Here is a 14,333-nt window from a genome sequence, read left to right on the forward strand (position 1 = left end):
GAATAAGTTTATCCACGGACGGTCTCCCTTGATGAGATCTGCAACGACCTCATTCTGGCACATCACGATGCCGTCGGGGGCCGTCCACCCCAACACATACGAAAAGTACGCTCCGCTCCGGTTCTCGGTACAGCCACCAAATTCTCGACTCGGCCTGACCTGAATCTCGGCAAGTCCTGACGTCGCGCCAAATAACAAAAAGTCCCGCGTCGTGGTTCGAACGACGCGGGTTTTTTGTCAGAAATCTATCTTAATTAGCTGAAAAGCTTAGAAAAAGCCCTTCCGCTGCCACCAGCCGGCACGCTTCGGCTTTTCCTCCGCCTTGGCCTCATCGGCGACAGTCGACGAGACCACCGGCACGACAGGAGCATCGATCGCCACAGGCTTGCGCCGAGTCGGGCGGACATTGGCGGGTGCTTCTTCCTCAGTCGCCGGGGCAGCGGCAGGCGCAGACGTCTGCGCCTCGACCGGTGCAATGTCCTCCACGGCGGCAGCGGCCGGCACTTCGGCTGCCGTCTCGGCGGGGATTTCGGCCGCGGCCTTCTTCGCCCTCGAGGCGCGCTTCTTCTTCGGCTTTTCGGCTGGCGTGTCGTCGTTCGCCGCGGCGGGAGTCGCGGCTTCTTCGACCGCTACCGCCGCGACCGGCTCGCTTGCGGCCGTTTCGGCTTCAGCGGCATCGGCCACCGAGACGTCAGCGGTTTCGCCAGCCTCGGCCTCAGCGCCTTCACCGTCCTCGCGGCGATTGCGCTTGCCACCGCGCTTGCCGCGCCGGCGCTTCTTACCCTGGGCGTCATCCGACGCTTCCACCGTTTCGACGGCACCAACCGGGGCTTCGTCTTGCGGTGCAGCATCGTCGCCGCCCGGAGAGGCAAAGTCGGCGCTTGCCGCAGGGGCCGAAGCGCCTTCGGCGATCTGGCCATGCTCGCGGTCGCGATCCTTGCCGCCACGCCGCCTGCGGCGCTTGCGGCGCTTGCGGTCGCGGCCTTCGCCGTCCTCAGCCGATCTCGGCTGCTGCTGCGACTGCGGCTGCGCCTGGCGCGGCTGCTCGACCTGCACCACAACCTCGTCGTCTTCCTCCTCGATGACGATTTCGTCCTCGGGCTCTTCCGGCTCGACATAGGCGGGCAGGCTGCGCTGCTCGACAAAGCCTTCCGGCTTTTCGGCAATAGCGCCGCGGAAGATGGCATAGTGCTGCACACCGACCGTGTCATCAGCCTCGATGGTGATGGTCAGGCCGAAGCGGCTTTCGAGTTCCACCAAGGTGCCGCGCTTGTGGTTGAGCACATAGAGCGCGGTTGCCGCCGGCGTCCGCACGGTGATGTGGCTGCGCGAATCCTTGAGCAGGAATTCCTCGATCGCCCGCACCACCATCAGCGCCACCGACGAGTCGGAGCGGACATGGCCGGTGCCGCCGCAATGCGGGCAGGGCTTCATGGTCGATTCCAGCACGCTGGCGCGGATGCGCTGGCGTGACATCTCCATCAGGCCGAAATGCGAGATGCGGCCGACCTGGATGCGTGCCCGGTCGTTCTTGAGGTGATCCTTCAGCCGCTTCTCGACGGAGCGGTTGTTGCGGTTCTCCTCCATGTCGATGAAGTCGATGACGATCAGGCCGGCGAGATCGCGCAGCCTCAACTGCCGGGCGACTTCTTCCGCCGCTTCAAGGTTGGTGTGGAGCGCGGTGTCCTCGATCGAGTGCTCCTTGGTGGAGCGGCCCGAATTGACGTCGATGGCGACCAGAGCTTCTGTCTGGTTGATGATGATGTAGCCGCCGCTCTTCAGCGTCACCTGCGGCTGCAGCATGCGGTCGAGCTGCGCCTCGATGCCGTTGCGCACGAAGATTGGCGTCGTGCCGCGGAACGGCTGAACCACCTTGGCGTGGCTCGGCATCAGCATGCGCATGAAATCCTTGGCTTCGCGATAGCCTTCCTCGCCGGAGACAAGAATCTCGTCGATATCCTTGTTGTAGAGGTCGCGCACCGAGCGCTTGATCAGGCTGCCTTCCTCATAAACAAGGGCAGGGGCGGTGGATTGCAGCGTCAGATTGCGGACGTTTTCCCAAAGCCGCATCAGATATTCGTAGTCGCGCTTGATTTCCGCCTTGGTGCGGCTTTCGCCGGCGGTGCGCAGGATCACGCCCATGCCCTGCGGCACTTCGAGATCGGCAACGACTTCCTTGAGGCGCTTGCGGTCGACCGCGCTGGTGATCTTGCGCGAAATGCCGCCGCCGCGTGCCGTGTTGGGCATCAGCACCGAATAGCGGCCGGCAAGCGACAGATAGGTGGTCAGAGCCGCGCCCTTGTTGCCGCGCTCTTCCTTGACCACCTGCACCAGCAGGATCTGCCGGCGCTTGATGACTTCCTGGATCTTGTACTGTCGGCGCACCGGCTTGCGGCGGTTGCGCACCTCTTCCAGCGCATCCTCGGCGCCGACCGATTCAATCTCGTGGTCGTCGGGATGCGAGGACTGCACCTCTTCCAGCATGCCGCGATCATTGTCGCTGGAGGTGGATTCGCCGCTGTGATCAGCCGAAACAGCTTCACCGCTAGCCTCGCTGGAGGCCGCCTCGTCGCCGGCCTCAGCCGGCGGGACGGCTTCGGAGATCACATCCGCCTCGACGCTTGCCGCGATCGATGTCGGGCCGCCTTCTGACGGTTCGGTCTCGGATGTCTCGGTCTCGGAGTTTTCGCTGTCGCTATGCGCGGCGTGATCTTCATGCCCGGCGGTATTGGCCGCGGCATGCTCGGAAGCAGGCTCTTCGGCAAAGGCATCGCTGCCGGTGTCGCCATGTTCGCCGTTTTCATCATCGGTGCCGGCGTCGCGCTTGTGTTCGCCACGCTCGCGGCCTTTGCCGCCGCGCCGGCGGCCGCGCCGGCCGCGATCGCGGCTCTGGCGGTCGTCGCCGTCATTGTCCTCGTTCTCCTCGTCCTCGGCTTCCTGCGCTTCGGCGCGCAGCAGAGCCTGACGATCGGCGACCGGGATCTGGTAATAGTCGGGGTGTATTTCACTGAAGGCGAGGAAACCGTGACGGTTGCCGCCATATTCGACAAAGGCTGCCTGAAGGGAAGGTTCGACGCGCGTTACGCGGGCGAGATAGATGTTTCCTTTGAGCTGCTTCTTGTCCTGGGATTCAAAGTCGAATTCTTCAATACGGTTACCGCGGATAACGACAACGCGTGTTTCCTCCGGGTGGGAGGCGTCTATCAGCATTTTGTTGGGCATTATTACGTTTCCTCCCGGCAGCCGCCAGCCGCAGCTTGCAAGGCAAAGCCCGCTGCTGCGTGTCTGTCATGTGGGTGCCGGATGTCTGGATGGTTGCTGGCCGCCGCTTGAGCGCCATGGCGGTGCCGCCCGCAGCCATAATGGCGCGGTTTGATGCGGACCTTTCCATGATTGCGCTTGAAGCCATCGTCACCAGCAGAACCTTTTGAACCAAAGCCCGGACGAACCGGACCAGCTTGTTTGCTCATACAGAGCCGGCACGGGAACAAACCCGGCCGTTTTCCTCACGCAGGCGATTCCCCCGCCACGGGCGCACACCTGCGAAATTCGTCGCGATCACCTGAAGCCTTTTCGCTGGAAGCGAAAGGAGCCGCCTTTCATCTGACCTGTAGCAGGAAGCTGCGGGAGAAGCGGTTCCAGGATTGCAGTGATCCACCATCGCTTTTATGATTTGACGGGGTGGAAGGCAACCCCGATTTCGGATGCCGGCAAAAAGCAGTGCCGTAACGGAAGCACAGGCCTTAATGCTCAATAAAAGGCTTGGTTAACCTTCTCTGGATACCAATCGTTAATCGAGATGGATACCAATCGTTAATCGAGTCTGCGGCCTGACCGGCATTTCGACCAACCACGCGGGCGCGAGGCGCCAAACCGGGAGCGACTGCAAAGAGATGGGACTGGCGGGCACCACAGACAAGGGCCATGGCCGTGCAGGCCTTTTGCTGCGCGCTGCGATTGTGCTTTTGCTGCTGGCGCTCTGCTTCGGTTTTGCGCCGGGTTCACGCGCGGCTGATGCGCCGCTCGGCGCCACCGCCTACAAGATGGCGGGCGACGCCACCAAGATGCGCATCGTCATCGATTTCGACCGCGAACCCGATATCAAATGGTTCCTGTTGCGCGGCCCCAACCGGCTGGTCGTCGACCTGCCGCGCACACGATTCGCCATCAGCGCGAAGGACGCCAAGGCGCGCGGCCTGGTCAAGGCGGTGCGCTATGGCGATCAAGGCGAGGGATCGCGGCTGATCCTCACCGGCAAGGGACCGTTCTCGGTCGACAAGCTCGACGTGCTCAAGAATGATGACGGAACCGGCTACCGCATCGCCATCGACATGTCGGCGGCCTCGGATCGCGAGTTCGACGAAGCCCTTGCCAACCAGGCGCTGACCACCGGCTCGACCGTCTCCACCGACAAAGGCGCCAGGGTCGGCACCGGGCCGGTCTCCAATCCGGGGCACCGCTTCACCGTCGTCATCGATCCCGGCCATGGCGGCATCGACGGCGGCGCCGAAGGCCTCAACGGCACCATCGAGAAGAACGTCACTCTGGCCTTCGCCACCGAATTGCGCGACAAGCTCGCCGCCGTCGGCAACTACGACGTGTTCATGACGCGCGAGACCGACGAATTCCTGCGGCTCGACGACCGCGTGCGCATCGCCCGCCAGCACGAGGCGGACCTGTTGATCTCGATCCATGCCGATACGATCAGCGTCAAGGGCATCAGAGGTGCCACCGTCTACACCGTCTCCGACAAGGCATCCGACCCGGAAGCGCAGGCGCTGGCCGACCGCGAAAACCTTTCCGACCAGTTCGCCGGCATGGTGATCAAGGACGACAACAAGGAAGTCACCGACATACTGATCGACCTGATCCGCCGCGAGACGCATAATTTCTCGATGAGCTTTGCCCACACGCTGGTCGGCCAGCTGTCCACCAGCGTCGGCCTGATCAACAATCCGCAGCGCTCGGCAGGCTTCAAGGTGCTGAAGGCGCCCGATGTGCCGTCGGTGCTGGTCGAACTCGGCTATCTCTCCAACGCCAAGGACGAGGCGCAGCTGCTCGACGCCGACTGGCGCGGCAAGGCGGCGCAGAGCATCACCAACGCCGTCGCTTTGTTTGCCTCCGCCAAGATGGAAACGGGAACCGGAGGCTGAGGTGGCCGACGCCGCCTACAACCAGAGGCAGCGTTGCACGACGACAACACCGGACGCTTTTATTTCCGGTGGGGGATGCAGAAATCGGGCGCTGCCCCATTTTGTCCACATGGTGGCGACATGGGTTTTCCATCACGGATCGGGACCGTTGCGAAGGCTTGCGCGAGAGGCGGCTTCGTCTAGGAAATTCCCGAACCTCGGACTGGAGCGGGCATGATTCGTCTCATCGGCTATTTCTTTGGTATCGGCACGACGCTGGCGCTTCTGGTCGCCGCGGGCGTGGCGATATACATCAGCCATCTGTCGAAGGACCTGCCCGACTACGAAGTGCTGGCCAAGTACGAGCCGCCGGTGACGACCCGCATCCATGCCTCCGACGGCTCGCTGATGGCAGAATATGCGCGCGAACGGCGGCTCTATCTGCCGATCCAGGCGGTTCCGGACCGGGTCAAGGCGGCGTTCCTGTCGGCCGAGGACAAGAATTTCTACAACCATCCCGGCATCGACATCACCGGGCTTGGCCGCGCCATCTACGTCAACCTGCAGAATGTGGGCTCGGGCAGGCGCCAGGTCGGCGCCTCGACCATCACCCAGCAGGTGGCAAAGAACTTCCTGCTGTCCTCGGACCAGACCTACGAGCGCAAGATCAAGGAGATGATCCTGGCCTTCCGCATCGAGCAGGCGTATTCGAAGGACCGCATCCTCGAGCTCTACCTCAACGAGATCTTCTTCGGTTTCGGCGCCTATGGCGTTGCGGGCGCGGCGCTGACCTATTTCGACAAGTCGGTCAACGAACTCACCGTCGCGGAAGCCGCCTATCTGGCGTCGCTGCCGAAAGGTCCCAACAACTACCATCCCTTCAAGCATGCCGACCGCGCCATCGAGCGCCGCAACTGGGTCATCGACCAGATGGTCGAGAATGGCTACGTGACGCGCGAGGAAGGCGACAAGGCCAAGGCCGAGCCGCTCGGCGTGACGCCGCGCCGCAACGGCTCCTATCTGTTCGCGGGCGAATACTTCACCGAGGAAGTGCGCCGCCAGATCATCGCGCGCTATGGCGAGAACGCGCTCTATGAGGGCGGCCTGTCGGTGCGCACGACGCTCGATCCGAAGATCCAGCTCATCGCCCGCAAGTCGATGCAGAACGGTTTGCTCAAATACGATACGCTGCGCGGCTATCGCGGACCGGTGACGCATATCGACGCTTCCGGCGACTGGGGTGTGGCGCTGGGCGCCGTCAAGGGCTTGGAAGACGTGCCGGAATGGTCGCTTGCCGTCGTGCTCGACAGCTCGGATACCGGCCTTTCCATCGGCCTGCAGCCGAAGCGGCAGATTTCAGGCGATATCGTCAAGGAACGCGTCGAAGGCACCGTCAGCAAGGAAGACATGAGCTTTGCCATGCGCCATGTGGTCGACGGCAAGACGGTCAAGGCCAAGTCGCCGGCCGACGTGCTGCAGCCGGGCGATGTCATTTTCGTGCAGAAGAATGAAGGTTCGGACGGCGCCTATACGCTGCGCCAGGTGCCGGAAGTGGAGGGCGGCCTGATCGCCATGGATCCGCATACCGGCCGCGTGCTGGCCATGGTCGGCGGCTTCTCCTATGCGCAGTCGGAGTTCAACCGCGCCACGCAGGCGATGCGCCAGCCGGGATCGTCATTCAAGCCGATCGTCTATTCGGCCGCGCTCGACAATGGCTATACGCCGGCCTCGGTGATCATGGACGGGCCGATCACCATCCAGAGCGGCAACACGACCTGGACGCCGAAGAACTATGACGGCACGGTCGCCGGCCCCGCGACCTTGCGCTCCGGCATCGAAAAGTCGCGCAATTTGATGACGGTGCGGCTCGCCAACGACATGGGCATGAAGCTGGTGGTGGAATATGCCGAGCGTTTCGGCGTCTACGACCATCTGGCCCCGTATCTGCCGATGGCGTTGGGCTCCGGCGAGACGACCGTGATGCGCATGGTGTCGGCCTATTCGATCATGGCCAATGGCGGCAAGTCGATCAAACCCTCGCTCATCGACCGCATCCAGGACCGCTACGGCAAGACGGTGTTCAAGCAGGACGAGCGCGGCTGCGAAGGCTGCAATGCGTCCGAATGGAACAACCAGCCTGAGCCGGAACTGGTAGACAATTCCGAGCAGGTGCTCGACCCGATGACCGCCTACCAGATCACCTCGATGATGGAAGGCGTCGTCCAGCGCGGCACCGGCGCCACCATCGCCGAACTTGGCCGCCACATTGCCGGCAAGACCGGTACGACCAATGACGAGAAGGACGCCTGGTTCATCGGCTACACGCCGAACCTCGTCGTCGGCCTCTATATGGGCTTTGACACGCCGAAAGGGCTTGGCAAGGGCGCGACGGGTGGTGGTCTGGCGGCGCCTATCTTCAAGGATTTCATGCGCGTTGCGCTGGACGGCACGCCCAATGTCGACTTCAAGGTGCCGGAAGGCATGAACCTGGTCGCCATCAACCGCAAGACCGGCATGCGTGCCGCGGCGGGCGATGCCGGCACCATCATCGAAGCCTTCAAGCCCGGCACCGGCCCCGCTGACAGCTATTGGGTGATCGGCATGGGCGCCGACGGGTCAAATGGCGCAGGTGGACCGCTGTCGCCGCAGGCGACGGAAGCCATCCAGGCGCCCGGCGGCGGGCTTTACTGACGATCTGACTTCTTATGTTGAATGGGCTGGCCTGTTAAGCCGGCCCATTTCGCTTTACAGGCAGCAATGCCGTCCCTATGTATCGCGCCGACCCAAGCGCCACTTCAAAAACAGGACAGAACAACCAGCCATGCGCGCGGAAACGCAGAACATTGTCGATGAGATCAGGCAGGCGATAACCCTGCTGAGGAGGCATCTTTGACTGGGATCAGGCCATAAAGCGGCTTGAATACCTGAATGTGCGGGCTGAGGACGCCAGCCTCTGGAACGAACCACTGGAAGCGCAAAAGCTGATGCGCGAGCGTCAGGGCCTCGAAGAGGGCATCGCCGCGGTCAAGGGCCTGACGCAGGCGCTGGAAGACAATATCGGCCTGATCGAGCTTGGCGAGGAAGAGGGCGACGAGGGCGTCGTCGCCGAGGCCGAAGCCGCCATCCGCTCGATGCAAGGCGAAGCCAAGGCCCGCCAGGTCGAGACGCTGCTGTCGGGCGAAGCCGACGCCAACGACACCTATCTCGAAGTCCATGCCGGCGCCGGCGGCACCGAGAGCCAGGATTGGGCCTCGATGCTTCTGCGCATGTATACGCGCTGGGCCGAGCGGCGCCGCTTCAAGGTCGAGGTGCTGGAAGTCCATGACGGCGAAGAGGCCGGCATCAAATCCGCTACGCTCTTGATCAAGGGCCACAACGCCTATGGCTGGCTGAAGACCGAATCCGGCGTCCATCGCCTCGTGCGCATTTCGCCCTATGACAGCAATGCGCGCCGCCATACGTCCTTCTCCAGCATCTGGGTCTATCCGGTCGTCGACGACAGGATCGAGATCGACGTCTCTGAATCCGACGTGCGCATCGACACTTACCGCTCGTCCGGTTCGGGCGGCCAGCATGTCAACACGACGGATTCGGCGGTCCGTATCACCCATATCGCCACGGGCATCGCGGTCGCCTGCCAGGCAGAACGCTCGCAGCACAAGAACAAGGCCAAGGCCTGGGAAATGCTGCGCTCGCGGCTCTACGAGGAAGAGCTGAAGAAGCGTGAAGCGGTGGCCAATGCCACCGAGGCGTCGAAGAGCGACATCGGCTGGGGCCACCAGATCCGTTCCTATGTGCTGCAGCCCTACCAGCTGGTGAAGGACCTGCGCACCGGTGTCGAAAGCACCAGCCCGTCGAGCGTGCTCGACGGCGATCTCGACGACTTCATGGAAGCCTCGCTGTCGCAGCGCATTGAAGGCGGGGCTGGTGAAGCGGTTGCCGATCTAGACTAAATACGTCCGTATCCTCAGGCGTCGGGCAAATGAGAAGCCGGTGACTCGCAAGCTCAGCGGAAAGTGCTTTTGCGGCGCGGTCCACTATGAGGTGGCGGACGAATTCGTCTATGCCGCGAACTGTCATTGTTCGAACTGCCGGCGCACCACAGGTTCGGCTTTCAAGCCGTTCGCCGGCATCGAACGCGACAAGTTTGCCCTTGCCGAAGGGCATCACGGGCTCATCCATTTCGGCGACGACAGCGGCCACGATGCGCATTGCAGCCGCTGCGGCTCGCTACTCTATTCGCTGGTCCGCGACGGCGCCTATGTCCATGTCGCCATGGGCACGCTGGTCGACGATCCCACCATCCGGCCGACCGCGCATATTTTCGTCGGCTCCAAGGCGCCGTGGTTCACCATCGCCGACGACCTGCCGCAATATGAAGGGCACGCCTCCGACGGCTAACGCCTCTTGGGCGCCGCGTCGTTAATCTCTCGTTAACCAAGCCGGCGCACCCTTTGGAGGGCAGATGTCGGCGCTCGGGGTGCGGCACTGTAGTACCTATGCACTTCTTGCGCCGACCAAGGAATCAGCCCAGCATCCCGGGCTGAGAGTGAAAAAGCATTTATGGCCGGGCGCGGCATATCTGCGAGCTGACGGTTCGGCCACTGGGAAGACACGTTCCAAGAACGGGCAAGCAAACGCTTGATGCTCGCTTGAAAGGAACGTTTCCATGTCTGCTGCCATAGTCCGATCGGCCAGAGCCGTTCAACCGGCTGGCCGACTTCTGTTTTCCCTGTTCGTGATCGGCGCGATCGCGGTGCTGACCGCACCCGGCTTCGCCCATGACGCCAAACCGACGGCGGCGAAGCCGCAAGGCTGGAGTTATCCCTTCGCCTGCTGCGCCAACTATGACTGCCGCACCACCCATACGGGCGAGGTGCTGGAAAAGCCCGAGGGCTATGTCATCGCCGGAACGGGGGAGGTCGTTCCGATGAGCGACAAGCGGGTCAAGGACTCACCCGACGGCGATTTCCACTGGTGCGCGCACCAGGCTGGTCTCGACGCCGGCAAGACGATCTGCCTGTTCGTACCGCCGCGTTCCTACTGACGGCTGTTGACAAAGTTCATCGGAAGGCAGGCCGTAGTTCCAGAACATTTTTGCTGAGAAGGCTGGCGTGTGACGTGAGGCCATCCATGGCACTGGCAAGCGCTTCTCAGCCTTAGGTGTTTTGGTGCTTCCGTCACACGGAAGGAGCGACTGCTGAGGCGAAGTCGCGATATGGGCGCAGTGGGCGGCCCAGAAGCGCCGTCAGGCGCTCGACGTCGCCAGCTTCAGGCAGCATCCCGTCGGTGAAGAAGCGCTCGCCCATCAGGCGCATGTCGTAGGCCATCCAGGCGGGCAAGAACTGCTTGAGATTTTGCTCAAAGCCCTCTGTATTGTCGCCGCTGTAGCTGATTGGGCGGGCAAGCACGTCTGACCAGATTGCGGCAATATCCGTCCCGGTCAGTGTCTGCGGACCGACGAGGTTGATCCGGTCGAGCGCAAGCGGCTCCTCGGACTGTTCGCGGCGCAGCAGTTCAAGAGCGGCGATCTCGGCGATATCACGGGCGTCGATCATGGCGAGACCCTTGGCGCCGATCGGCATTGGGTAGGTGCCATAGCCGGTGATGATGTCTTCGATCATCAGATCGTTCTGGATGAAGTAAGCCGGGCGCAAGATCGTAGCCTTGAAGTCCATCTGCTCGATCATCCGCTCGACGCCGAACTTGCCCGCGAAATGCGGCACGTTCACATAGACGTCAGCGTGGATCACCGACAGATAGACGATCCGCTCGATGCCGGCCGATCGGGCCACGTTCAGCGCGATCAAGGCCTGGGTGAATTCATCCGGTACCACGGCGTTCAAGAGGAACAGCGTGGAAACCCCAGACATGGCTTTGCGCAGCGAATCGACATCGAGAAAGTCGCCTTGCACGACGGATACACCAGCCGGGAAGCTGGCTTTCGACGGATCGCGGACGAGAGCACGGACATCGGCGCCCCGCGTGACGAGGTGTTCGACGACTTGGCGGCCAATATTGCCCGTGGCGCCGGTAACGAGAATGGTCATGGAATTTCTCCTGTCGGGTTGCTTGACAGGGCCAATATGTGTGGCTCACAAAGAGTCCAGTAGACGGAAATTTTAGACACATCGTCTCACTGGCGGGACGCTTCATGGATCTTCTTGCTCTCACCGATTTCAATCTCGTTGCCCGCCATGGTGGCTTCGGCAAAGCGGCAAGGGCCACCGGCCGGCCCAAGGCAACGTTGTCCCGACGCGTTGGAGAATTGGAGAGCAGTCTTGATCTGCGCCTGTTCGAACGGGGCGCGCGTAACCTGAAGCTGACCGAAGAAGGACGGGCGCTCTTCGAGCGGACCGGAACATTGCTTGCCGAACTGGACGAGACGGCTGCAGCGATCGCCTCGGGTGGTCAAAAACCCAAGGGGAGACTGCGGATCAGCGCACCTATGCTTTTTTCTCAGACGGCAATGGGGAGGATCGCGGCGGGTTTTGCCCTTAAATATCCGGAGGTGAGGCTTGAGGTGACGACAGAGGACCGCCATGTCGACATGATCGAGGAAGGCTACGATCTCGTAATCCGGGTCAATCCAGATCCCGACGAAAGCCTGGTCGGACGGGCGTTTCTCCGCGACCGCCTGGTCGTCGTGGCGAGCCCTCACCTTTCTCGCACGACCGGCGGCCCCGCTCCGGGCGTTGCGCGCGGGACAGGCGAACGGCAAACATGGCACGTGAAGACCCAAGGTGACCGGTCGACAATTAAAATCGAGCCGGTCCTTGCTTTGTCGACGCTCATCATGGTCCGGGATGCGGTGCGAGCCGGGGTCGGTGCAGCACGTCTTCCCATTTCGTTGGTGGCCCACGACTTGGCCGACGGCACACTGGTGAATTGGGGGGATATTGACGGCCCCGAGATCTCTCTATGGACGCTCTACCCGTCTCGGCGGCTGCTCAGCGCGCGAGTGTCGGCGTTCCTGGATTTTCTAAGACAGGCTTTCCCAAATGGGACGCCGGACGAACTAGCTGCCTATATTGGCAGGTGACGACGGACCCGCTTCAGCCAGAGCGCCGCTCGGCTCTATCGATCAGAGCCTGCTGACAGACAGTTGTCAGGAGCCTTCCTTTATGGTGCCTTTGCCGCATGGCGGCGGGCAACGGAGAGGAGAGCTTTTCATGACCATCAAGGCCAGCTGTCACTGCAGGGCGACGACATTCGAGGTTTCGCAAGCGCCCGAGACAGTAACGCAATGCACCTGCTCGTTCTGCTCCAAGCGCGGCTCGCTGTGGGCCTACTACGTTCCGTCGCAATTCAAGCTCACCAGCCCGGCAAAGAACGTCTCCGTCTATCAATGGGGATCGAAGACCGTCAAACACGGGTTTTGCGCCATTTGCGGCTGCGGCACCTTCACCGAGACGCCGGACTGGTCGACCGGCAAACCCGACTTCGACAACCCCAAGATCTCGGTCAATTCGCGGCTGTTCGACGATTTCGACCTCGACAAGGTCGAGGTGGTCGTTATCGACGGCAAGAATCTCTGGTAGGCCGTCAATTGCGGCAGAGGCACAAGGGTGGCGCAAGCGGGGGAAAAGCCGCTTTCGCCGTTCCGCTTTTCGCCGTATTTCATGGTACAAGACCCGTGGAAGGGCTGATATGCGCGGGCCGCAAAGGCCGCGGTTTGGAGAGGGACGTTATCTCATGAAAAAGACTGTGCTCGTCGCCGTTGCGACGGCTGTGCTGGTGAGCGCCTGCACGACCACTGATCCATATACCGGCGATCAGAAGATTTCCAACACCGCCGCGGGTGCAGGCCTTGGTGCCCTGGCCGGCGCCAGCCTTGGTCTGCTTGCCGGCGGCAATGACCGCCGCAATGCGCTGATCGGGGCCGGTATCGGCGCGCTGGCCGGCGGCGCCATCGGCGCCACGATGGACCAGAACGAGGCTGAATTGCGCCGCCAGCTGCAGGGCACTGGCGTCAGCGTCACCCGCGCCGGTGACCAGATCATCCTCAACATGCCGTCCGACATCACCTTCAACGTCGACCAGGATGCGGTGAAGCCCGGCTTCTACCAGGTGCTGAATTCGGTGGCGCTGGTGCTGAACAAGTTCCGCCAGACCACGGTCGACGTGTTCGGCCACACTGATTCGACCGGTGGCGACGAGCACAATTTCGATCTGTCGCAGCGCCGTGCTTTGGCGGTCGCCAACTATCTGTCGGGACAGGGCGTCGACTCGCGCCGCTTCGCCGTCACCGGCTTCGGCAAGACCCGTCCGATCGCATCCAACGCAACGTCGGCCGGCCGCGCGCAGAACCGGCGCGTCGAGATCCAGCTTTCGCCGCTCACCTGATCAGGTCGGCATCGACATGCGAAGGCGGCCCCGCAAGGGGCCGTTTTTATTTTGGCTCCTGTGGTCCGCAAAGGGATCTAAAGCATTAGAGTTTTCTAATAATCTCTTTCCGGAGACCTTGGAAAGGATTAGCATTGGCACCGTTCCAGAGAGGGGATGGGGCGGGTACAAACGGCCGCGCAATCATCATCTATTCGGCCCCGGTCTTGCACGGCCAGATCATGAAATCTGGGAGGAATGCATGACAAGAACAACTCGCCTTGGGCGTTGCGGCGTCCTCGTTTTGACAGGTCTAGTCTCCGCGTGGTGCGCAGCCGCCACGGCTCGAGCCGAAGACGCCAACAAGGCCGATATCGAAGCCTTGAAGAAATCGCTCGCCAAATATGAGGACTACACGGCCGCCGTCCGCGACCTTTATCTGTCGACCGTCGGTTGCGTCTACTACTCCGGGGAAAAGATCGCCGGCGCGATGGACTATCCGAAGGGCGCCATGGGCATCCATTTCGTCAATGTCCCGAGTGTCGGTCAGAAACTCGATCCGATGCGCCCCAATGTGCTGATTTACGAGCCGACCAAAAAAGGCTTGAAGTTGGTTGGCGTGGAATGGCTGGTGCCCCTGACGCCAGACACCAAGGAAGCTCCGAAACTCTTTGGCCAGACCTTCATGGGGCCGATGGAAGGGCACTATCCGCTCATTCCGAGGGAGTTCGTCCACTACGACCTTCATGCCTGGCTGTTCAAGGACAACCCGAACGGCATGTTCAGCCCGACGAACCCGAACGTGAGATGCAGCAAGGCCGAGTTTCCGATGCTGGAAAAACCGACCAAGATGATGCCCGGCCCGATGTGACGGGA

The 14,333-nt window shown here is 62.1% G+C and carries 11 protein-coding genes; 9 read left to right on the forward strand and 2 right to left on the reverse strand.

The window, feature by feature from the left end:
- Positions 1–267 precede the first annotated feature (267 nt).
- Complete coding sequence (locus tag JQK88_RS30460) at positions 268–3,222, reverse strand: Rne/Rng family ribonuclease (RefSeq protein WP_203280388.1); 2,955 nt, start codon at positions 3,220–3,222, stop codon at positions 268–270.
- A 671-nt stretch (positions 3,223–3,893) separates the two neighbouring features.
- Here JQK88_RS30460 and JQK88_RS30470 point away from each other — a divergent pair.
- The 5 genes from JQK88_RS30470 (at position 3,894) to JQK88_RS30490 (ending at position 10,179) form a co-directional block, all read left to right on the forward strand.
- Positions 3,894–5,153 (forward strand): N-acetylmuramoyl-L-alanine amidase, encoded by a 1,260-nt coding sequence (locus tag JQK88_RS30470; RefSeq protein WP_203280390.1) that lies wholly within the window; start codon positions 3,894–3,896, stop codon positions 5,151–5,153.
- Positions 5,154–5,366: 213 nt separating this feature from the next.
- Positions 5,367–7,823, forward strand: coding sequence for a penicillin-binding protein 1A (locus tag JQK88_RS30475; protein ID WP_192252338.1), 2,457 nt, complete (start codon positions 5,367–5,369; stop codon positions 7,821–7,823).
- Positions 7,824–7,953: 130 nt separating this feature from the next.
- Positions 7,954–9,085, forward strand: a protein-coding gene (gene prfB / locus JQK88_RS30480) for a peptide chain release factor 2 (RefSeq protein ID WP_112564354.1) whose coding sequence is annotated in 2 segments (ribosomal slippage) — positions 7,954–8,019 and positions 8,021–9,085 — 1,131 coding nt in all. Because the reading frame shifts where the segments join, the coding sequence is not laid out codon by codon here.
- A gap of 40 nt (positions 9,086–9,125) precedes the next feature.
- Entirely contained in the window at positions 9,126–9,533 is a 408-nt protein-coding gene (locus tag JQK88_RS30485; protein ID WP_203280391.1) for a GFA family protein, read from the forward strand.
- A gap of 268 nt (positions 9,534–9,801) precedes the next feature.
- Positions 9,802–10,179, forward strand: coding sequence for a hypothetical protein (locus tag JQK88_RS30490; RefSeq protein WP_112564358.1), 378 nt, complete (start codon positions 9,802–9,804; stop codon positions 10,177–10,179).
- 133 nt (positions 10,180–10,312) lie between these two features.
- Here the strand turns inward: JQK88_RS30490 and JQK88_RS30495 are convergent, their stop codons facing one another.
- Positions 10,313–11,182, reverse strand: coding sequence for an SDR family oxidoreductase (locus tag JQK88_RS30495; protein ID WP_203280392.1), 870 nt, complete (start codon positions 11,180–11,182; stop codon positions 10,313–10,315).
- Positions 11,183–11,286: 104 nt separating this feature from the next.
- On the opposite strand from JQK88_RS30495, the gene JQK88_RS30500 reads away from it, so the two are divergent.
- The 4 genes from JQK88_RS30500 to JQK88_RS30515 all read left to right on the forward strand — a co-directional run bounded on the left by JQK88_RS30500 (position 11,287) and on the right by JQK88_RS30515 (position 14,328).
- On the forward strand, positions 11,287–12,174 hold the full coding sequence (locus tag JQK88_RS30500) for a LysR family transcriptional regulator (RefSeq protein ID WP_192252350.1): 888 nt from the start codon (positions 11,287–11,289) through the stop codon (positions 12,172–12,174).
- A gap of 130 nt (positions 12,175–12,304) precedes the next feature.
- The gene (locus tag JQK88_RS30505) at positions 12,305–12,673 is read left to right on the forward strand and encodes a GFA family protein (RefSeq protein WP_142864880.1); all 369 of its coding nucleotides are present in this window, start codon (positions 12,305–12,307) and stop codon (positions 12,671–12,673) included.
- A gap of 154 nt (positions 12,674–12,827) precedes the next feature.
- On the forward strand, positions 12,828–13,478 hold the full coding sequence (locus tag JQK88_RS30510; protein ID WP_203280393.1) for a YiaD family glycine zipper/OmpA-like lipoprotein: 651 nt from the start codon (positions 12,828–12,830) through the stop codon (positions 13,476–13,478).
- A gap of 241 nt (positions 13,479–13,719) precedes the next feature.
- Complete coding sequence (locus tag JQK88_RS30515; RefSeq protein ID WP_192252357.1) at positions 13,720–14,328, forward strand: hypothetical protein; 609 nt, start codon at positions 13,720–13,722, stop codon at positions 14,326–14,328.
- Positions 14,329–14,333 lie beyond the last annotated feature (5 nt).

This window comes from Mesorhizobium caraganae (assembly GCF_016836705.1).
GTDB classification, from domain to species: domain Bacteria; phylum Pseudomonadota; class Alphaproteobacteria; order Rhizobiales; family Rhizobiaceae; genus Mesorhizobium; species Mesorhizobium caraganae.